At 63.0% G+C, this 18,827-nt stretch carries 20 protein-coding genes; 10 read left to right on the top strand and 10 right to left on the bottom strand.

The features are described 5' to 3' along the window. Positions 1-50 precede the first annotated feature (50 nt). A complete protein-coding gene (locus H292_RS0106195) occupies positions 51-1,412 on the top strand; it encodes an FAD-dependent oxidoreductase (RefSeq protein WP_020110856.1) in 1,362 nt (453 codons plus the stop codon). 61 nt (positions 1,413-1,473) lie between these two features. Here the strand turns inward: H292_RS0106195 and H292_RS0106200 are convergent, their stop codons facing one another. Beyond that, the gene (locus H292_RS0106200) at positions 1,474-3,075 is read right to left on the bottom strand and encodes a flavin-containing monooxygenase (protein ID WP_027498646.1); all 1,602 of its coding nucleotides are present in this window, start codon (positions 3,073-3,075) and stop codon (positions 1,474-1,476) included. Between the two features lie 64 nt (positions 3,076-3,139). On the opposite strand from H292_RS0106200, the gene H292_RS0106205 reads away from it, so the two are divergent. The 3 genes from H292_RS0106205 to H292_RS0106215 are packed head-to-tail and all read left to right on the top strand — an operon-like array spanning position 3,140 to position 6,041. Further along, positions 3,140-4,378 carry a cytochrome P450 gene (locus tag H292_RS0106205; RefSeq protein ID WP_020110858.1) on the top strand — a complete coding sequence of 413 codons (1,239 nt, stop codon included), beginning with the start codon at positions 3,140-3,142 and terminating at the stop codon, positions 4,376-4,378. After that, positions 4,375-5,130 (top strand): SDR family NAD(P)-dependent oxidoreductase, encoded by a 756-nt coding sequence (locus H292_RS0106210; protein WP_020110859.1) that lies wholly within the window; start codon positions 4,375-4,377, stop codon positions 5,128-5,130. The genes H292_RS0106205 and H292_RS0106210 overlap by 4 nt, the downstream gene beginning before the upstream one ends. Positions 5,131-5,156: 26 nt before the next feature. Continuing rightward, entirely contained in the window at positions 5,157-6,041 is an 885-nt protein-coding gene (locus tag H292_RS0106215) for an SMP-30/gluconolactonase/LRE family protein (RefSeq protein WP_019663184.1), read from the top strand. Between the two features lie 50 nt (positions 6,042-6,091). Here H292_RS0106215 and H292_RS0106220 read toward each other — a convergent pair whose 3' ends face one another. The 3 genes from H292_RS0106220 to H292_RS0106230 are packed head-to-tail and all read right to left on the bottom strand — an operon-like array spanning position 6,092 to position 10,019. Beyond that, positions 6,092-7,555 (bottom strand): aldehyde dehydrogenase, encoded by a 1,464-nt coding sequence (locus tag H292_RS0106220; RefSeq protein WP_019663183.1) that lies wholly within the window; start codon positions 7,553-7,555, stop codon positions 6,092-6,094. Between the two features lie 32 nt (positions 7,556-7,587). Further along, positions 7,588-8,742 (bottom strand): NAD(P)/FAD-dependent oxidoreductase, encoded by a 1,155-nt coding sequence (locus H292_RS0106225; protein WP_020110860.1) that lies wholly within the window; start codon positions 8,740-8,742, stop codon positions 7,588-7,590. Next, positions 8,742-10,019, bottom strand: a complete 1,278-nt coding sequence (locus H292_RS0106230; protein WP_020110861.1) for a cytochrome P450 — start codon at positions 10,017-10,019, stop codon at positions 8,742-8,744. The genes H292_RS0106225 and H292_RS0106230 overlap by 1 nt, the downstream gene beginning before the upstream one ends. 162 nt (positions 10,020-10,181) lie before the next feature. Between H292_RS0106230 and H292_RS0106235 the strand changes: the two genes are divergently transcribed. Next, positions 10,182-10,373 carry a ferredoxin gene (locus tag H292_RS0106235; protein ID WP_019663180.1) on the top strand — a complete coding sequence of 64 codons (192 nt, stop codon included), beginning with the start codon at positions 10,182-10,184 and terminating at the stop codon, positions 10,371-10,373. Positions 10,374-10,451: 78 nt separating this feature from the next. Here the strand turns inward: H292_RS0106235 and H292_RS0106240 are convergent, their stop codons facing one another. Next, positions 10,452-11,189, bottom strand: coding sequence for a FadR/GntR family transcriptional regulator (locus H292_RS0106240; RefSeq protein WP_019663179.1), 738 nt, complete (start codon positions 11,187-11,189; stop codon positions 10,452-10,454). A 166-nt stretch (positions 11,190-11,355) separates the two neighbouring features. Between H292_RS0106240 and H292_RS0106245 the strand changes: the two genes are divergently transcribed. Beyond that, positions 11,356-12,120, top strand: a complete 765-nt coding sequence (locus H292_RS0106245) for an enoyl-CoA hydratase/isomerase family protein (RefSeq protein WP_020110862.1) — start codon at positions 11,356-11,358, stop codon at positions 12,118-12,120. Between the two features lie 4 nt (positions 12,121-12,124). Here the strand turns inward: H292_RS0106245 and H292_RS0106250 are convergent, their stop codons facing one another. Next, positions 12,125-13,276 carry an ABC transporter substrate-binding protein gene (locus tag H292_RS0106250; protein ID WP_027498647.1) on the bottom strand — a complete coding sequence of 384 codons (1,152 nt, stop codon included), beginning with the start codon at positions 13,274-13,276 and terminating at the stop codon, positions 12,125-12,127. A gap of 109 nt (positions 13,277-13,385) precedes the next feature. On the opposite strand from H292_RS0106250, the gene H292_RS0106255 reads away from it, so the two are divergent. Then, on the top strand, positions 13,386-13,946 hold the full coding sequence (locus tag H292_RS0106255) for a nuclear transport factor 2 family protein (RefSeq protein ID WP_020110864.1): 561 nt from the start codon (positions 13,386-13,388) through the stop codon (positions 13,944-13,946). Here H292_RS0106255 and H292_RS0106260 read toward each other — a convergent pair. Both H292_RS0106260 and H292_RS0106265 read right to left on the bottom strand, forming a co-directional pair. Next, positions 13,899-15,167, bottom strand: a complete 1,269-nt coding sequence (locus tag H292_RS0106260; RefSeq protein WP_230621061.1) for an MFS transporter — start codon at positions 15,165-15,167, stop codon at positions 13,899-13,901. The two genes, H292_RS0106255 and H292_RS0106260, sit on opposite strands and share 48 nt — an antisense overlap. Continuing rightward, positions 15,164-15,577 (bottom strand): acyl-CoA thioesterase, encoded by a 414-nt coding sequence (locus tag H292_RS0106265; protein WP_020110866.1) that lies wholly within the window; start codon positions 15,575-15,577, stop codon positions 15,164-15,166. The genes H292_RS0106260 and H292_RS0106265 overlap by 4 nt, the downstream gene beginning before the upstream one ends. Before the next feature lie 153 nt (positions 15,578-15,730). On the opposite strand from H292_RS0106265, the gene H292_RS0106270 reads away from it, so the two are divergent. From H292_RS0106270 to H292_RS0106280, 3 genes are all read left to right on the top strand, one after another. Continuing rightward, a complete protein-coding gene (locus H292_RS0106270) occupies positions 15,731-16,852 on the top strand; it encodes an NDMA-dependent alcohol dehydrogenase (RefSeq protein ID WP_020110867.1) in 1,122 nt (373 codons plus the stop codon). Positions 16,853-16,861: 9 nt separating this feature from the next. Next, complete coding sequence (locus H292_RS0106275) at positions 16,862-17,275, top strand: nuclear transport factor 2 family protein (protein ID WP_020110868.1); 414 nt, start codon at positions 16,862-16,864, stop codon at positions 17,273-17,275. A gap of 72 nt (positions 17,276-17,347) precedes the next feature. After that, positions 17,348-17,863, top strand: a complete 516-nt coding sequence (locus tag H292_RS0106280) for a nuclear transport factor 2 family protein (protein ID WP_020110869.1) — start codon at positions 17,348-17,350, stop codon at positions 17,861-17,863. Here H292_RS0106280 and H292_RS0106285 read toward each other — a convergent pair whose 3' ends face one another. After that, positions 17,864-18,367 carry a pyridoxamine 5'-phosphate oxidase family protein gene (locus tag H292_RS0106285; RefSeq protein WP_019663170.1) on the bottom strand — a complete coding sequence of 168 codons (504 nt, stop codon included), beginning with the start codon at positions 18,365-18,367 and terminating at the stop codon, positions 17,864-17,866. It lies immediately after the preceding gene. Next, a complete protein-coding gene (locus H292_RS0106290; RefSeq protein WP_019663169.1) occupies positions 18,364-18,819 on the bottom strand; it encodes a nuclear transport factor 2 family protein in 456 nt (151 codons plus the stop codon). The genes H292_RS0106285 and H292_RS0106290 overlap by 4 nt, the downstream gene beginning before the upstream one ends. Positions 18,820-18,827 lie beyond the last annotated feature (8 nt).

Consider the following 18,827-nt stretch of genomic DNA (forward strand, 5'->3'; position numbering starts at 1 on the left):
TTTATGCTGGGGTGTCCGTACATGCCCTCGACGAAGGTAGTTCGCTGCACATGACCGATCAGACTCGTCCACTCCGCGTCGCCATCGTCGGCGCCGGACCCGCAGGCATCTACGCCGCCGACGCACTCATGAAGTCCGACACAGATGTCAGTATCGACCTGTTCGAGCGCATGCCCGCACCCTTCGGCCTCATCCGCTACGGCGTCGCACCGGACCACCCCCGCATCAAAGGCATCATCACCGCCCTGCACAAGGTCCTCGACAAGCCCCAGGTCCGCCTGCTCGGCAACATCGACTACGGCACCGACATCACCCTCGACGACCTGCGCCGCTTCTACGACGCCGTCATCTTCTCCACCGGCGCCAACGCCGACCGCGCACTGAACATCCCCGGCATCGACCTCGACGGCAGCTACGGCGCCGCCGACTTCGTCTCCTGGTACGACGGCCACCCCGACGTCCCCCGCACCTGGCCCCTCGACGCCGAGAAAGTCGCCGTCCTCGGCGTCGGCAACGTCGCCCTCGACGTCGCCCGCGTCCTCGCCAAGACCGGCGACGAACTCCTCCCCACCGAAATCCCCGCCAACGTCTACGAAGGCCTCAAAGCCAACAAGGCCCTCGAAGTCCACGTCTTCGGACGCCGCGGACCCGCGCAAGCCAAGTTCACCCCCCTCGAACTCCGCGAACTCGACCACTCCCCCAACATCGAGGTCATCGTCGCCCCCGAGGACATCGACTACGACGAAGGCTCCGAAGCCGCCCGCCGCGGATCCAAACAGGTCGACATGGTCGCCAACACCCTGCAGGACTGGGCCATCCGCGACGTCGGCAACCGCCCCCACAAACTGTTCCTGCACTTCTTCGAATCCCCCACCGAAATCCTCGGCGAGAACGGCAAGGTCGTCGGACTACGCACCGAACGCACCGAACTCGACGGCACCGGCAACGTCCGCGGCACCGGCACCTACAACGACTGGGACGTCCAAGCGGTCTACCGCGCCGTCGGCTACCTCTCCCAGAACATCGCCCAACTCCCCTTCGACGACCAAGCCGGCACCATCCCCAACGAAGCAGGCCGCGTCGTGGAGTCCCCGTCCTCGACCACCCCGGTCCCGGCCACCTACGTCACCGGCTGGATCAAGCGTGGACCCGTCGGCCTGATCGGTCACACCAAGGGCGACGCCAACGAAACCGTCGCCAACCTCCTCGAGGACGCACCCGGCTTCACCGGCGCCACCGACCCCGATCTCGACGCGGTCACCACGTTCCTCGAAGACAAGAAGGTTCCCTTCACCACCTGGGACGGCTGGTACCGCCTCGACGCCCACGAACGCTCCCTCGGCGAACCCGAAGGCCGCGAACGCGTCAAAGTCGTCGAACGTGAAGAGATGGTCGCCGCGTCGAAGGAATGAGCACGTTGCGTTCCCGTGGGTAGTTCTGCACAGCACTTGTGTAGAGCCACTCACGGGCACATCAACGAAGAACGAACCCTGAGTAGCCTTTCTCGGCGACCTCGTTGCACTTCTTCTCGTATTCGACACACCCTCCGACGTACGGCATGAAAATTTGCGGTTTGCCCGGAATGTTGGCACCCATGTACCACGAGGCGGCCTTTGGAAACACCGTGTACGACGCCATCTCGTTGACGTGCGCCACCCAGCCTTCCTCGGCCTCAGGGGTGGGCTCGATGGTGTCGTATCCGTGAGAGCTCATGTACCCCAGTAGTTCCGCTGTCCATTCGACGTGTTGCTCGATGGCGGTGACCATGTTGGCCAACACGGACGGACTGCCCGATCCCGCGATGAGAAGCAGGTTGGGGAAGCCTGCGACGCCGAGCCCCAGGTAAGTGGTCGGTCCGTGCTGCCACTTGTTCTTCAGCCTCTCGCCGCCGACGCCGGTGATATCGATGCGGTCGAGAGCACCGGTCATGGCGTCGAATCCGGTTGCGAGGCAGAGTACGTCGAACTCATGGTCCGCATCTCCGGTACGCGCTCCCGTGGGAGTGATCGATTCCAGTGGAGATTTCCGTAGGTCCACCAGGGTGACATTGTCTCGGTTGTACGTTTCGAAATAGTTCGTGTCGACGCAGATCCGCTTGGCGCCGAGCGGGTATCCCCGCGGGATCAACGATTCGGCAGTATCGGGATCCTCGACCGTCGCCCGGATCTTGTCGCGAACGTAGTCGGCGACCGTGTCGTTCGCCTCGTCGGTCAGCATCAGATCCTGATATGCACCCAGTAAAGCAAAGCCACCCTTGCCCCATCGCCCGTCGAACTCTTTCACTCGATCTTCGTGGGCCACATCCAGCGCGTTCTGCTCGTTGTCTCCGCGCTCGACACCGGCCGACGACGCCCGCGCCCGACGCCTACGCTCGGGATAGTTCGCCTTCACCTCGCGCTCGAACTCGGGGTCGAGTGGCCCGTTGAGCGCCGGCACCGAGAAACTCGCCGTACGTTGCAGCACGGTCAGGTGTTCGGCTACCTTCGCGACCTCGGGAATGAGCTGAATGCCCGACGACCCCGTGCCGATCACCGCGACGCGCTTGTCGGTGAAATCGACCCCCTCCTTGGGCCAGTCTCCAGTGTGGTAGGTCTTGCCCGCAAAGCTTTCAAGCCCAGCAATGTTCGGCGTCTGAGGAACCGACAGACACCCAGTTGCCATGATCAGAAATTGCGTCGTGACCTCAGCCCCGTCGGCGTGTACCGCCCAGGTCCGCGTGTCCTCGTCGTACTGCGACGACTGCACTCGCGTGTGCAGCGAGATGTCGCGTCGGAGATCGAATCGATCTGCAACGTGCTGTAGGTATTCGAGGATCTCGGGTTGCGCAGGGTAGCGCTCCTTCCATCGCCACTCCTGCTGTAATTCTTCATCGAACGAGAACGAGTAGTCGACGCTCTCGACGTCGCATCGCGCACCTGGATACCGGTTCCAGAACCACGTTCCTCCTACGTCCTCGCCCGCTTCGAAGAGATGGACGTTCAGGCCTTGGCCTCTGAGCTTCCACAGCAGGTAGAGGCCGGAGAACCCTGCTCCGACGATCACCGCGTCGAACGAATCTTCTCTATTAGTGCGCATGATTAGCACGGTATTGGGGTAGCCTGGTTGTGTCAACGGTCACAATCACGCGGAGGGAGCACCCATGGCAGATCAGTCACGTTGCCCAATAGCCCATTTCGATCACAATTCACCCGAGCACTCCGCAGACCCGATCGGCTCGTACCGAGAGTTTCGATCCAAGCACGACGTCGCATGGAGTGAGGCCAACGGAGGCTACTGGGTTCTCGCCGGATACGACGCAGTCTTCGAGGCCGCTCGCGACGACGACATCTTCACCTCGCGCAGAACCCCCTCCGGTGGCGACGGACTGTCGGTGGTCATCCCCAAGACCCCTATGCATCAGCACATCCCGATCGAGCTCGATCCGCCGGAGTTCCGGAAGTATCGAAAGATCGTCAATCTGATCACCGCGCCCGCGGCCGTCGGCCGGATGACGGACATGATCGCGCACTACACGACCTGGTTCATCGACGAAGTGATCGAAGCGGGCGAGTGCGACTTCTCGGACATCATCGGGGTGCCGTCGATCGTCACGATCGACTGGCTTGGTATCCCCACCGACGAGTGGCGCCGGTACTCCTCCGCGCACCGAGCAACTCTTGCATCTCCCCAGGACAGCGCGGAGTTCAAGCAGGCAGTGGAGGTGGACCTTCCTGCGTGTTCCGCGCAGATGCGAGAGATCATCGCAGCTCGCCGCGAGAACCCGACCGACGACGCCATCAGCTTCCTCGTTCAGCAGTCGATCGACGACCGTCCCATCACCGACGACGAGGTCTTCTCCATCGTCGAGTTGCTCATCTCCGGCGGTGTCGGAACGACCGCATCGTTGGTCAGCCAGGCTCTCGTCTGGCTGCATCAACATCACGACGCTCGGCAGAAGCTGATCGACGATCCATCCCTGCTGGACCATGCGGTCGAGGAGTTTCTTCGGTACTTCTCGCCCACTCAGGCCCTGGCCCGTACCGTCACTCAGGACATCGAGTTCAAGGGATGCCCGATGCGTGAGGGCGACCGAGTTCTGTTGTCCTGGGCGTCGGCGAACCGCGACGAGGCCGCCGGCTTCGAGAATCCCGACGAGCTGGACATCGAGCGCTGGCCCAACCGTCACACGGCCTTCGGGGTGGGAGTACATCGTTGCGCCGGTTCCCATCTCGGCCGGGCCATGGCGCGTTCACTCATCGGCCAGATCCTCGAACGGATGCCGGACTTCGCCATCGACGAGTCCAAGATGCAGCGCTACATCAGGCAGGGCGTCAACGTGGGCTTCCGTTCGCTCCCAGCAACGTTCACGCCAGGCGTTCGTCGCTCGGTATCCGCGTGAAGGGTAGAACCGCACTGGTCACCGGTGCAGGCGCCGGGATGGGCAACGCAACGGCCCTCGCCTTCGCGAGGGAAGGCGCAGATGTCGTCGCCGCCGACCTCGATGAGACTGCTGGGAAGACTACGGTTGCCGAGATCGAAGCACTCGGTGCACGAGCCGAGTTCGTACAGGTAGACGTCGCCGACTCCGGGCAGATTCACAATATGGTCGACGCCACCATCAGCAGCTTCGGCCGCCTCGATTTCGCCGTCAACAATGCAGCCATCGCTCCCGATCGTCATTGCATCGTCGATGTCGACGAGGCCGAGTTCGCCCGAATGCTGACGGTCAATCTCACCTCGGTCCTGCTGTGCATGAAGTTCCAGATCAGAGCAATGCTCGACGCCGATCGCGGTGGTTCCATCGTCAATATCGGTTCGGTCAGATCGCTTCGAGCGCTGGCAGGTTCACCAGGGTACACCGCAACCAAGCACGCCGTAGTTGGCCTGAGCAACACCGCGGCACTCGAGTACGCCTCTGCCGGAATCCGCGTCAACACGGTCTGTCCTGGTCCGATCGACACTCCGATGCTGCGGCAGGCGCGCGCACGACGCGGGGAAACCGCTGAGTCCGACACCAAGACTCGCACGCCGCTGGGCCGGCTCGGAGCCCCGGACGAGGTCGCTCGAACCTCACTGTGGCTGTGCTCGGACGCAGCCTCGTTCGTCACCGGACAAACCATCGCCGTCGACGGCGGATTCTTGACACCATAGAGATCGACACGAAAAGGATTGGAACAATGACCAGCACTACCGACATCAGCACCATCGTCACCGACCGGGCATTCCTGGAATGCCCGCGCTGGCACGACGGACGAATCTGGATCTCGGATCTCTATGCTCACGAGGTACTTTCGATCGGTGACGAGGGTGATGTTCGCGTCGAGGCGACCCTGACCGACCGCCCCTCCGGTCTCGGCTGGCTACCCGACGGCCGTCTGCTGATCGTCTCGATGGTCGATGGGCTCGTGCTACGACGCGAGAACGATGGCAGCCTCGTCACCCACGCCGACGTGGCCCACCTTGCCACCGGCAAGTTGAACGACATGGTCGTCGACGAACGCGGGCATGCCTACATCAGCACGTTCGGATTCGAGTTTCGCAGCAGGTCGTACGTCGAATCTGCAGTACTCATCCATGTGGCTCCCAATGGAGACGCCGACATCGCGGCCGGAGATCTGCTGTTCCCCAACGGATCCGTCATCACGAAGGACCGAACCCTGGTCGTCGCCGAGTCCATGGGCAACCGGTTGACCGCCTTCGACATCGCCGACGATGGTGGCTTGTCGAACCGGCGCACCTGGGCGGCGTTCGGCGCCGAGGTTCCCCGCACCACGGTCAAGGACGCGATGCGCGCAGCACAGGTCGCACCGGACGGCATCGGGCTCGACTCCGAAGGTGCAATCTGGGTTGCCGATGCCCTCCATCAGAAGTTGATTCGTGTCATGGAAGGCGGGGAGATCGTCGAAGAGAAAGTCTTCCCGACAGGTGTTTTCGCCTGCATGCTCGGCGGGCAGGACGGACGGACGCTGTTCGCGTGTGCTGCACCGTCCTCCTCGGAGCATGCACGCCAGGACACCCGAGATGCGAGCCTACTTTCGGTCAGAGTCGACGTACCGGCGTAATCCTGAGAAAAGGGCCCCTCTCGAGAGAGGGGCCCTTTTCGTGGGGCAGGCTAGTTCGCGAACTGAATCAGCTTGGTCTCGAGGAACGAACTCAAGCCTTCGACATTGCCTTCGCGCCCCAAACCGGACTGCTTGTATCCACCGAACGGCTGCGTGACGCACATGTCCCAGCCGTTGATCGAGATCTGTCCGGTGCGGACGCGTCGGGCAACGCTTTCCGCGAGCGCGGCGTCCTCGGCGTAGACGGCTCCGGAGAGTCCGTAATCGGAATCGTTGGCGATGGCGACGGCCTCCTCGACATCGTCGAACGGGATCACCACGACGACCGGACCGAAGATTTCCTCCTGCGCAATGCGCATGTCGTTGGTGACGTCGGCGAACAGCGTCGGCTCGACGTACCAGCCCTTGTCCAGTCCGGCCGGGCGTCCACCACCGGTCACGAGCCTGGCACCTTCGGCCTTGCCGACCTCGATGTAGTCGAGCACGCGGGTGCGCTGTCGCTCGGCGGCGAGTGGTCCGATGACGGTGCTGTCCTCACGTGGGTCGCCGACGGACACCGACTCGAAGATCGTCTTGATGGTCTCCACCACCTCGTCCTGACGGTGACGCGGGACGACGATGCGGGTGATGGCAGCGCAGACCTGCCCGCTGTGGCCGATACCTGCGAACGCAAGGCCGGGGAACACCTTGTCGAGAGCGATGTCGTCGGCGATGATGCCGGCAGACTTTCCACCCAGTTCCAGGGTGACCCGTGCGATGCGCTCGCCGCAGATGCTCATGATCTTTCGTCCGGCGATGGTCGATCCGGTGAACGAAATCTTGTCGACGTCTTTGTGCCGCACCAGGTACTCGCCGGTCTCGCGGCCGCCCGGTAGCAGCGAGATGACGCCCTCGGGCAGACCTGCTGCTTCGAGTGCCTCGGCGAGCAGCATGGTACTGACCGGACCTTCGGGTGCAGGCTTGAGCACGACCGTACAACCGGCAGCGAGAGCAGGCGCGATCTTCAGCGAGGCCGTGGCGACCGGGCCGTTCCACGGGATGATCGTTGCAACGACGCCGATCGGCTCGCGGACGAGTTTGCCGTGGCCTTCGGGCCAGCTGCGCTCTTCCTCGAATTCGAATCGTTCGTGGAGGGTGGAGGCGTCACCCCACATCTTGAGGGCGTTGTTGTGGAATGCGACGCTCGCGCCCGCGGGTGCGCCGATCTCGGCGGTGAACGCGGTTGCCATGGCGTCGAATCGTTTCTCCACCTCTTCTTGGATGCGGATGAGGTACTTCGCCCGTTCGGCGGCGGTGAGACGCGGCCATGGGCCTTCGTCGAACGCTTTCCGTGCGGCAGCGACGGCCTTGTCGATGTCGGCGGGCTGCGCTTCGGGGACCGTCGCGAGCAGTTCCTCGGTGATCGGGGAGACGACGTCGATCACCTTGTCGCTGGACGGCTCCACCCACTTTCCACCGATGAACAGTTTGTCGTAGCTCTTCAGGGTCGTGGCGGTGGGGACTGTAGCGGTCATCGGTACATCACTCCTGTTGTTGCCGAACGGATTTAGCTGAGCGGTCGGTCGATATCGCGAAGCGCCGTTGCATCGGGCCGTGCGCCTGCGGAAATAGCAGCGCGTGCGCCGATCATGAGCTTTGGCGTGTCGATACTGAGATGTGCTGTGAGCAGCCCTGTGTCGTCGATCCACGCCGCTGCCCATCTCCCGTCCACGCCGTCACGAACGACGACTGTGTCGGTGGCTGCGTGGTGACCGACGTACTGGAGCTTGTGACCGAATTGATCACTCCAGAAGTACGGGACCGGATCGTGAGCGACGGGTTCGCCGCCCGTCAGGGTCTGGGCGATCGCGTCGGGACCGGTTCTTGCGTCGTCCCAATGCTCGACGAGCAAAGACGTGCTCGAACGTGGAGACCAGCGCACCGCGACGTCACCGACTGCGAATACGTGGGGATCGGACGTTCGCAGGTTCTCGTCGACGACGACCCCGCGATCGATGTCGAGTCCCGATCCTTCCAACCACGCCACATCCGGCCTGACGCCGACTCCGGCGACGACGACATCGGCTGGAATCTCCTCGCCGGTGGTCAGCGTGACGCCGGTGTCGGTGACTTCGCGAACGCCGACCCCGAGACGCAGGTCCACCTCCGACCACCAGTCGACGAATCGCTTGCCGACTTCCTCACCCAGTGCATTCCCGAGCGGCGCGGGACCATACTCGATGCAGGTTACCTCGGCGCCGGCAGCAAGAGCCGCCGTCGCGACCTCCGCGCCGATCCAACTTGCGCCGACGAGAACGATTTTCGCTCCGGGAACGAGCTTCTCGCGGAGCGCATGGGAATCGTCGACGGTGCGCACGGCCGTCTGCCGATCGCTACCAGGCACGCGGATGGGTGCGGCGCCCGTCGCAATGATCAAGGCGTCGTACTCGATCGGCCCGCCTGCTGTGTGGACCTGCCTGGCCGAAGTGTCGAGTCCTGTTGCGGCGCTACCGATACGGACATCGACGTTCAAGTCGTCGTAGTCGGTGCGCAACTGTGTGTTCAGCTCGCCCTTCAACGCAGCCTTGGTGAGAGGGGGACGGTCGTACGGTAGGTGCTTCTCGGCAGCAAGAAGCACGATCTCCCCTTCGAAACCGCGCGCACGCAACGTTTCACAGGACCGTGCTCCGGCGAGACCGCCCCCGACGATGACAACTTTCATCAGTACATCGGGGCTGCGGGTGCGGTGGCGGCGGCGAGCGCCTCGCCGTCGGCCAGGATTCGTTTTCCGGGTGTGAAGTGCGCCGGAATCCGCTGCCAGCCCATGTTGGTGCCCTGGTGCGGGTAACGCTCCAGCTTGTCGCGCTCGATCGTGTAATCCGGCATACGGTCGAGGATCTGCGTCAACAGCGTCTTGGCCATCAGACGACCGAGGTGCGAACCGGAGCATCGATGCACCCCGATTCCGAATGCGGTGTGGCGGTTGGGCCAGCGGTCGATGTCGATCTCGTCGGGGTTCTCGAACAGCTCTTCGTCGCGGTTCGCCGACGCCCAGGACAGAAGCACACGGTCGCCCTTCTTCATCGGGCATCCCTTGAATTCGACGTCGTCGGTGACCGTGCGGGCGAGCGCCTGCGTCGGCGAGAAGAACCGGAGGAATTCTTCGACGGCGTGGTCCATGAGCGACGGGTCGTCGATGAGCCGCTTCCGTACGTCGGTATGGTCGGCAAGCCAGACGAGGGTCTGGCTGACCAGTGAGGCCGTCGTTCCCGTGCCGCCCGCGACCAACAGCTCGACCATCGCGAACACCTCGAAGTCGTCGAGGACGCGGCCGTCGACCTCCTGCTGCACGAGATAGCTGATGACATCGTCGGTCGGGTTCTCGCGTCGATCGGCAATGACCGAGCGCATCTTGGCAGACAGATACGGGAAGTCGACTTTCATCGCATGCTCGTAGTGCGGAGTTCCCGGTACCCCAGCGAGAGCCTCGTGGTGCGCGGCCGCGTAGGTCTTCCAGTCTTCGATGCCGAGGCCGAGCCAGTCGACCGTGACGATGGCCGGAACGCCGATGACGGAGGTGAAGTCGCATTCGCCCGCCTCGATGACGCTGTCGATGAAGGCGGTGGTGTGGTGCTCGACCAGATCCTTCATCTTTTCGACGGCAGCTGGAGAAGTGATGGGGTTGACGATCTTGCGGTACTTACGAAACTCCGGCGGATCCAACTCGATCGGGATGTGAAAGTGCATGGGCGTTTTGGGAATGACCACCGACAAGCCCTCGCCGCCGTATTCGTTACGCGCCGAGGAGAACGTGTCGTCGTCGCGAGACGCGTCGAAGACAGCGTCGTAATCGGAGAGAACCCAGTAGCCGCCGTGCGCTTCGGACCAACCGCGCTTCTCCGCGTTCCTGAGCTTGCGGTAGGAGCCGACAGGGTCAGCGGAGTGTTCCTGCGAGTTGTGGTCGAAGTGGATGACCGGGCAACGGCCGCTTTCCGTCATGTCTGTGTTTCCTCCTGCAAGCGAAATCTGGCGCAACCATTCGGGCCTTGTTCTGATAATGGTTATACTAGATTACAATGTTGTCAACATCACAACGGTGACCAGCTTATAGTTCAAGTCACTGGAGTGGCTGTAAACAAAGAGCGCTTCGAAGGAGGAGTCGTGAACGTATCGGTCGACGAGTTCCAGTGCCAGGGGCACGGCCTGTGCCAAATGACGTCACCGCAGGTCTTCGCCCTGCGCGACGAGGACGGACATGCCTACGTGCTGCCCGAAGGGCAAGAACCCGACCACCTCGGGGAGGCCAGGGCAGGCGCGGACAGCTGCCCGGAGCGGGCCATCACTGTCGGTTGAGCGCAGTGCAGCAGCGGGGATGGTCGGGCGCTCTCCTGGCGGCCCGACCATACCCGCCAGCACAGGCCACCAGCAGCGTTACAGAGCCCGATCCCACTGAATGACCGAGCCCATGACGTCGGGGAACTTCCGCTCGGCGTACCGAACGTACTCGTTGATGTGCTGCGCCATCCGGTCCTGCGAGAGGCCTGGATCGTGCGCGAGGAGAGAGTCGTAGATCGATTGATGAGCTGTCAGGATCGCGGCGCGACGAGGCGCCGGATAGTCGATGCCGATGATCGTGCCGTCCATGATCCCGAGCAGCGAGTCCACGAGGTAGCCGAACAGCGGATTACCCGACGACCAGGCGATGATGTCGTGGAACTGCTTGTTGGCCTCGAGGAAGATGTACTGATCGTCGAGGGAATCGCGCATCGCTTCGATGGTGCCGTTGAGCTGGCCAAGAGACTCGTCGGTGATGCGTTCGGCGGCCAACCTACTGATCATCGGCTCCATCGCCACGCGCGCTTCGGCGATGGCCTTGAACGGCGCGTTCTTGAGCTGCATGAGCAGGATGACGGTGCTGGCCAAATGCGAGGCGTCGGGGTCGAGCAGGACCGGACCACCTTTGGGTCCCGGCTTGAGCGCAATGACTCCCTGAAACTCGAGCAGGCGAAGCGCCTCACGCAGCGTTCCTCGGCCGATCTGATACTTCTCGAGCATCGCCTTCTCGGGCGGAAGAAGATTGCCGACGGTGAGGCCCTGGCGCAGCGTGTCACGGATGATCTGTTGAGCGATCACCATCGCCGCCTTGGGAGCGCGATTGGTCACGGTCATGAGTGTGTCCTCCCAGCTTCGCGCGGACGACAACGCTGCCCGCGGACGCCCCGTAAATCAAGGCGATTGATTATAACAATAAAGCCCGAGCTGGTCTTCGACCACAAAACCGCAGTTCCCCGCTTTACAACTTCTTCAACCCCCACGCCGACGAACAGGAACGTTCATGCCTGACGTAATCATCGAAAGTACACCGGCCACGCTCTGGATCCGCCTCAACAGGCCCGAGCGGCGCAATGCATTCGACCCCGAGATGTCGGCCGCGATTGCCGACGCACTCGACGACGCCTCCGGCTATCGCTCGGTCGTCATCACCGGATCGGGAGGCAGCTTCTGCGCGGGCGGGTCATTGGCCAAGCTCAGCGAGCCGACGCCGAAGGAGATGCGCAGGCTGTACCGGGGCTCGTTGCGTCTGTTCGACTCCATCCGCAACTGCCCACGGCCGGTGATCGCCGCCGTCAACGGCGCCGCCGCAGGCGGTGGGAACGAGCTGATCGTCGCGTGCGACCTGGCTGTTGCTGCCCGCTCGGCAACCTTCGGCCAGACCGGCCCGCGCGTCGGAAGCTCCCCGGTCACCGGAGCCACCAACGTGATGGGCGTTCAGATCGGCGAGAAGCGCGCCAAGGAGATGGCCATGCTCTGCCGACGCTATTCCGCACAGCAGGCGTTGGATCTGGGTCTGGTCAACGAGGTGGTCGACGACGACAAGCTGGAGGAGACGGTCCGGGGATGGTGCGACGAGATTTCTGCGTTGAGTCCCCGCTACCTCGAGATCACCAAGATCAGCTCCAACGTGTGGTGGAACGCAGCACGCGACTCGTTCTCGACAGGACTCGGCATGCTCAACCAGGCGGTCGGCAGCCCTGACATGATCGAGGGTGCGACGGCCTTCCTTCAGAAGAGGAAGGCCGTCTTCCCGGACCCGGAGTAGAAAGCTACTTCTCGGACAGCAGAACTTCCTCGGTGCCGTTCCACTGCACGACCGCGCCTTTGACTCGCATGTCGTTGCCCTCGAAGGTGACGTCACCTTCTGCGCCGGTGAAGCCCTCGGCCACGACCTGCTGCAAACCGTTCTGGATGTCCTCGCGCGACGCACCACCGGACTTCTCGATGGCGTGGGCGATCATCCACGCAGCGTCGTACCCCTCGGCTGCATAGTTGTTCGGGTTCTCGCCGTTGTACTTGGCGCGGTAGGCGGCGACGAACTCCTGCGTCGCGGGATTGGTGCCGTGGTAGGTGAAATCGGTGGGCCAGGTCATGCCCGCGCCTGCCGGCCCCGCGGGCGTGAGATTACCTGCACCGGAACCAGTGTGCGTGACCAGAGTTCCGTCGTAACCGGCTTGACGCAATTGCGAGACCGCGGTGGCGTTCTGGGCGCCGTTCATCATGATCGCGATCCCGTCGGGGTTGTCGGCGAGGATCTTCGCGATCGGAGCAGTGAAATCCTGGGTGGTGTTCTGCACCGAGGACGTCGACGCCACGGTGTAGCCGAACCGGTCGGCCATCTCCGGAATGGTCTTCTCCGACAACTGCGTCAAGGTCGGGTTGGCGCTGTTGTACAGAATGCCGAGGGTCTTCACGCCCTCCTGCTGGAGGTACTCACCCGCCTGGTCGTAGTAGGTCGCCATGGGAGCGGTTGCACGGTAGGTGTATTCGCCGACGAGTGTGCCTTCGCTGCCGGACTGGGTGAACACGATGGGCACCTTGGCCGCTTGCGCAAGAGGCGCGATGGCGATCGACTGCGCGCTGGTCACTGTGCCGAGGATCGCGGCGACATTGGGATTTACGGTCGCTTCGGTGACCTGACTCGCGGCGGTCTGCGCTTCTCCTGCGGTGTCGCGGCTTTCCAGCTTGACCGTCGACTCCCCCAGGTACTTCTGGTCGTTGATCTCATCGATCGCCAGCTCGATTCCCTTGAGTTGGTTGGACCCGGCATAGGACAACGTTCCGGTCTTGTCCGTGACGGAGAAAAGCGTGATTTCCGACGGCATTTCCCCCGACGCGGTGCTTCCGCCGCTTCCGCCGCTACATCCGGCGATGCCGAGTACCGCAGCCGCGGCCAACGCCGGGACAGCAAACCTTTTCATCGTTGCTCTCATTTCCTGGTAATCATGCGCATATAATGGATGGAGTTCATGATGGGTCGTCCGTGACGTCCTGTCCAGGAAATACCGGAATCGGAAGAAGATCAGCGCGATGCCCACCTCCGACGTCGAAACACGCCTCGAGCGAATCGAATCACGCACTGCCATCGGCGAACTCCCTATTCTCTACTGCCTCGCCATGGACGAACGGAACACCACGGGGATCAGAGCCCTGTTCACCGCCGATGCGACCATGCGGTCCGCCGACGGTGTGTTCTCGGCGTCGGGCATCGACGCCATCGTCGACGTCTTTCAGGGCAGATTCGACGCGCTCGGGCCGACGAATCACGTCACACACGGCCATGTGATCCGATTCGACGACGGTGATCACGACCGCGCCGTCGGGATTGCCGTCGGCCATGCGGAGTTGGTGCGCAACGACGTACCCATGGTGACAGCGTTGCGATATCGCGACCTCTACCGACGCGTCGACGGCACCTGGAGGATTCAGGATCGGTTGATGTCCTACATGTACTACCTACCCACGAGCGAGTACTCGGACGGGCTCGGTGATCCGAACAGCATGCGCGCCTACGGAGATCGGCGGCCGGCGGACTGGCCGGAGTCACTGCACGCGGGTGACGCTTCCTGGTTGGAGCAGTTCTGGTCCTAGCGGCTCGGCGGGTGCTTCCCATCGGCGGTGGCCGAGCAGAGCAACAACTGAACACAGCACCACGAAAACCACTCCTGCCGTTGCCATCCCCGTCGCGCTCCCCCATGCAGTCGACACCGCACCGGTGACCAGCGCCAGCACGGCAGTCAACCCGTAACAGAACGAGGCGAATCGTGAGGCGATACGCCCCTGCTCGACGGCAGATGCGCCGCGCGTCAAGATCCGGAGCCCGCATGCGTACGCGAACCCTTGCCCGAGCCCCCAGCAGACACAGCCGGCCAGAACGAGAATCAAGCTCGACGAGAGCACCCCGGCCGCGCACAGGATGGCCCCGGCAGCGATGAGAATCAACGACTGGATCGGCCGCAGCGCCGTCCGTAGAGCGGTGAAGACGAAGGGCGAGAGCCACGCGATCGACAGCAACACAACCGGTGCGAGGGCGCCGACGATCAGCGACGAACTTTCCGTCTGCTCACGAACAGCCGTCGGCAAGATTCCGACGGCGATTCCGCCGATCGCCCATCCAGCGAGGCCGATTCCGTAACCCGCGGCGCGAGCGCGGGTGTCGCGCTCGGTGTCGAACGCCTCGGCATCGACAGATTCAGGTTCGACGAGAGCAGCGCGCAGGATGTCTCGCGCGCGATAGAGAGCGAAGACAAGAACGGCCACCACCGTCACGAGCAGGCCCGTGTGGATCACGTAGACAGTCGTCGTCGGGCCCGGAAGGTACTCGGCTGTGACAGCTCCGAGGATCAGACCGACGAACGACCCGAATATTGCCCCCGAGGCCGCGATGGTGCGTCCCTTCTCACCACGCGCCGCTACGGCGATGGTTGCAGCCGCACCCGTGGCCACCCCGACACACGTGCCGGTCAGATACCTGCCGACGAAGAGTGCGACGACGGAATCGCCGCCCATCATCAGTGCGACATCGGCGACGATCCCGCCGGCCACGGACCCCGGCAACAGCAGCCACGCATAGCGAGTGAGATGCGTGCGTGCCATCACGGTGAACGTCACGACCAATGCCACGAGATAGGTGGCGAACAGCGCAGACACCGTGAACGTCGAGAGTGCCATCCGGTCTGCATACATCGGAAGCAGCGGCCCGGGCACGTTCGATCCGACGACGAGTGCAGCAAACGCTGTTGCTGTCGCGGCGCCCAGCATTCGCCGCCGGTGGGCAACACCTGCGATATCGGCTCCGGTCTGTGCCGTCACGGACGGCCGAGAGAGGAGAGCGCGTCGCGCAGGGCGTCGGGAATCGGAGCTTTGAGTCCGTCGGGTCCTCGCACGGCGTACTTGATCTTGCCGTAGGCGACGCGCTCGCCGACGCGCGTGAACGGGAATCCGACGATGTAGGACGTGGTCCCGAGGTGATCGAGTTCCATGCCGCAATCGATCTCGTCGAACACACGGCACGACGTGAGATAGGTGCACTCGGAACCGAATCCGACCGTACCGACCCCGATGGCATCCATCATCGTGTGGCTGTCGAGACCGTAGGAATGCAGCCACACGCTGTAGGTGCGTTCCATCCAGGGGTAGTTCATCGCGAAGTACGAGATACCGATGGCATCGCAGTCTCCGTAGGCGAGTGTGAAGGTCTGGCTAGTCGGATGGTCGACCATCTGCGGCACCTCTTTCTGTACTCACTTTCTAACATCCCACCCTTTACACTAATCATTATCATGGTTATGGTGACAGGAGTCACATGTAAAGGTGCGCATCAATCGAACGCCGCACGTGGACAGCATCGTTCGGTCTCATCGAAGGAGCATGAAGTGAAAACCATCGGAGCCTTGATCTGGGAGCCCGGCACGCGGTCGGGCTGGAGTGTGGAAGAGATCGAGATCGATCCGCCCAAGAGCCGTGAAGTGCGCATCAAGCTCGCAGCCTCGGGAATCTGCCACAGCGACGACCACGTCGACACCGGCGACATCCCGCTCGACTGGGCACCCATCATCGGTGGTCACGAGGGTGCAGGTGTCATCGAGGAGCTCGGTCCCGACGTCACCGGCTTCGAGGTCGGCGACCACGTCGTGCTGTCGTTTCTTCCGTCGTGCGGGCACTGTCAGATGTGCACCATCGGCCGCTCGAACATGTGCGAGATGGGCGCAGGGGTGCTCGCCGGCTTCGCACCCGACGGAACCCATCGCGTGCATGCTCGCGGTCAGGGCGTCGGACCCTTCTCGTTCCTCGGAACCTTCTCGCCGTACGTCGTCGTCAACATCGATTCGTGCGTGAAGATCGGGAAGGACATTCCCCTCGACAAGGCTGCGTTGATCGGCTGCGGTGTCCCCACCGGCTGGGGATCCTCCGTCTACGCGGCCGAGGTTGCTCTCGGTGAAACCGTCGTCGTCATCGGTACCGGCGGCGTCGGCATGAACGCCGTCCAGGGCGCTCGCCACAAGGGCGCGAAGAACATCGTCGCCGTCGATCCCGTCGAGTACAAGCGCGACCAGGCGAAGCTCTTCGGTGCAACGCACACCGTCGAAAACCTGGATCAGGCCAAGGAACTCGTCGACACGCTCTCCAACGGCCAGGGCGCAGACAAGGTGCTCATCACCGTCGACATCGCCTACGGTCACCTCCTCAACCCAGCACAGGAAATGACGCGACGCGGCGGCACCCTGGTGCTCACCTCTGCGGCCCCGGTCACCCAGCGCGACGTGCCATTCGATCTGTTCACCTTCGCGATGTCCGGAAAGCGCCTGCAAGGCACGTTGTACGGAACCACGACGGCCCGCCGCGACATCCCGTTGATCGCCGACATGTACCGCCGCGGCGAATTCATGCTCGACGAGCTGGTCACCAAGACCTACAAGCTCGAACAGATCAACGAGGCCATCCAGGACATGCGCGACGGCAAGAACATCCGCGGCGTCATCATGTACGACGAGTAGGAGGCTCGAATGAGTGTCAGTGAGATCATTTCCGCAACACATACCTACGCGTTGGGATTGGACAAGTTCGATCCCAAACTGGCTCTGAGTGCGTTCGCCGTCGACGCCGTGTGGGATGCGACGCCGGTGGGCCTGGCGAAGTACGAAGGGCACGAGGCAATCCTCGACTTCTTCGAGCGCGATGCCGAGCAAGTGAAGGATCAGTTCCACATCATCACCAACCACATCGTGCACTTCGATTCCGATACCGCCGCGCACGGTACCAACTACGTGTTCTCCGAGGGCCACACCAACGGCGGTGGGGCGTTCAAAGCGATTGCGCTGAACGAGGACACGTACGTCCGCACCGACGACGGGTGGAAAATCGCCTCCCGCGTCATCTCGCCCCTCACCCCGCCTCAGATGGAGGGGTTCGAGGCCTGACAGCTTCTCGATCAGCGGCGTGTGTGCGAGAGCTGCGTACACACGCCGCTGACGGGCGTGGGAAGGAGACTCATGGACCGACTCGACGTACTGATCGCCAAGGACGCGATCCGCGACCTGGCAGGCGCCTACTCGATGGCGGTGGACGACCACGACATCGATGCGGTCCTCGGGATTTACACGCCCGACGCCACATTCGCAGTGGCCGGCAGTACGCTGCGTGGCCACGACGAGCTCCGAGAGTTCTACATCGGCAGCATGGACCGCTACACCACCATGCTGCACACTCCGGAGATTCACCTCATCACCGTCGAGAGCCCAACCACTGCAACGGGCCGAATGACCGGACACGCCGAACTCGCCGTGCGAGACACGTTGATGCTGACTGCTTTTCGCTACGCGGACCGATACGTCCTGGAGGGTGAGTGGCGATTCCAGCACCGCGAGGTCACCTTCATGTATGCGGTGCCGTTCGAAGCCATGAGTGCGAGCTTCCGCACGAACAAGCGGATCAGGTGGCCGCAAACTCGGTACGCCGAAGCGGATTATCCCGAGTCCGCGCCCACCTGGAGCACCTACCGCCCCTGATCAAGAACTGGTTCGACCACCTCGCCCGTCACCGGGCATCTTCGTCGAATCGTGGCTGACGGCGATGCGAACAGGCTCGACTTCGAGAACGACGCGCTCAGGGCTGTCCAGCAGTCGCGCGAAGGCGTCGGGATCTCCTGGCGCGAGATGCCGCGAGAATTCCGGATAGAACCATGCTTTCACCGCAGCGTCCTCGTGCACAGTGGCCCTGCCTCGAATCGAGACCATCCGGCGGCCCGGCAACGACGTGCCGGCATTGGAGATCACCAAGCTCACGCGAGAGTCGCGCACCGCTGCGCGAACGTGCGCCCGGCCTGCGGCCGCCGTCAACCAGAACCTGTCCCTGGTGAACAGGTAACTCATGACGACGCCCGCGGGCCAGCCTGCTTCGGTGGTGAACGCGAAGGTGCACTCGGTCTGGGTCGCGATCAACTCCGAGCGCCCCTCGATCGATGCGCGCACCGACGAAAGATTCTCGTTGTCGTCGATTCCCACCCGACTCACGAGTCGGAGGACCCGTACGGCACGAACGCTGCGGTCGACGTCGGCAGCGCCATGACTCTGTCGACGAAGATTCGCTTGTGCTTGATCTTGAGATCTCCGTCGACCTCGACCAACGAGTCGGAGTAGCGACCGAAGATCCGGGACGTGCTGCCTGGGTCGAACAAGGTCGCCTCGAAGTAGGCGTCGATGCGGACGCCGTCGTCCTCTACCGTCACCAGAGTGTTGGTGACGACGTGGCGTGACACCTCGGTCTCGGACGCCGCGAACGCACGGTAGATGTCGAGGAAGTTCTCTATCCCGCGCTTCTCCTGGGTGGTCTGTGTGACGGCTATGTCCTCGACCGCCAGATCGCGCAGTGTATCGAGATCACCGGAGTCGGCTGCCCAGGCATAGGCCGTCAACGTCGTCTGCGCGCGGTAGGCGAGGTCTTGGTCGACGAGAGATGTTGTCATGATGGTCC

This window comes from Rhodococcus sp. 114MFTsu3.1, assembly GCF_000383555.1.
GTDB lineage: Bacteria > Actinomycetota > Actinomycetes > Mycobacteriales > Mycobacteriaceae > Rhodococcoides > Rhodococcoides fascians_E.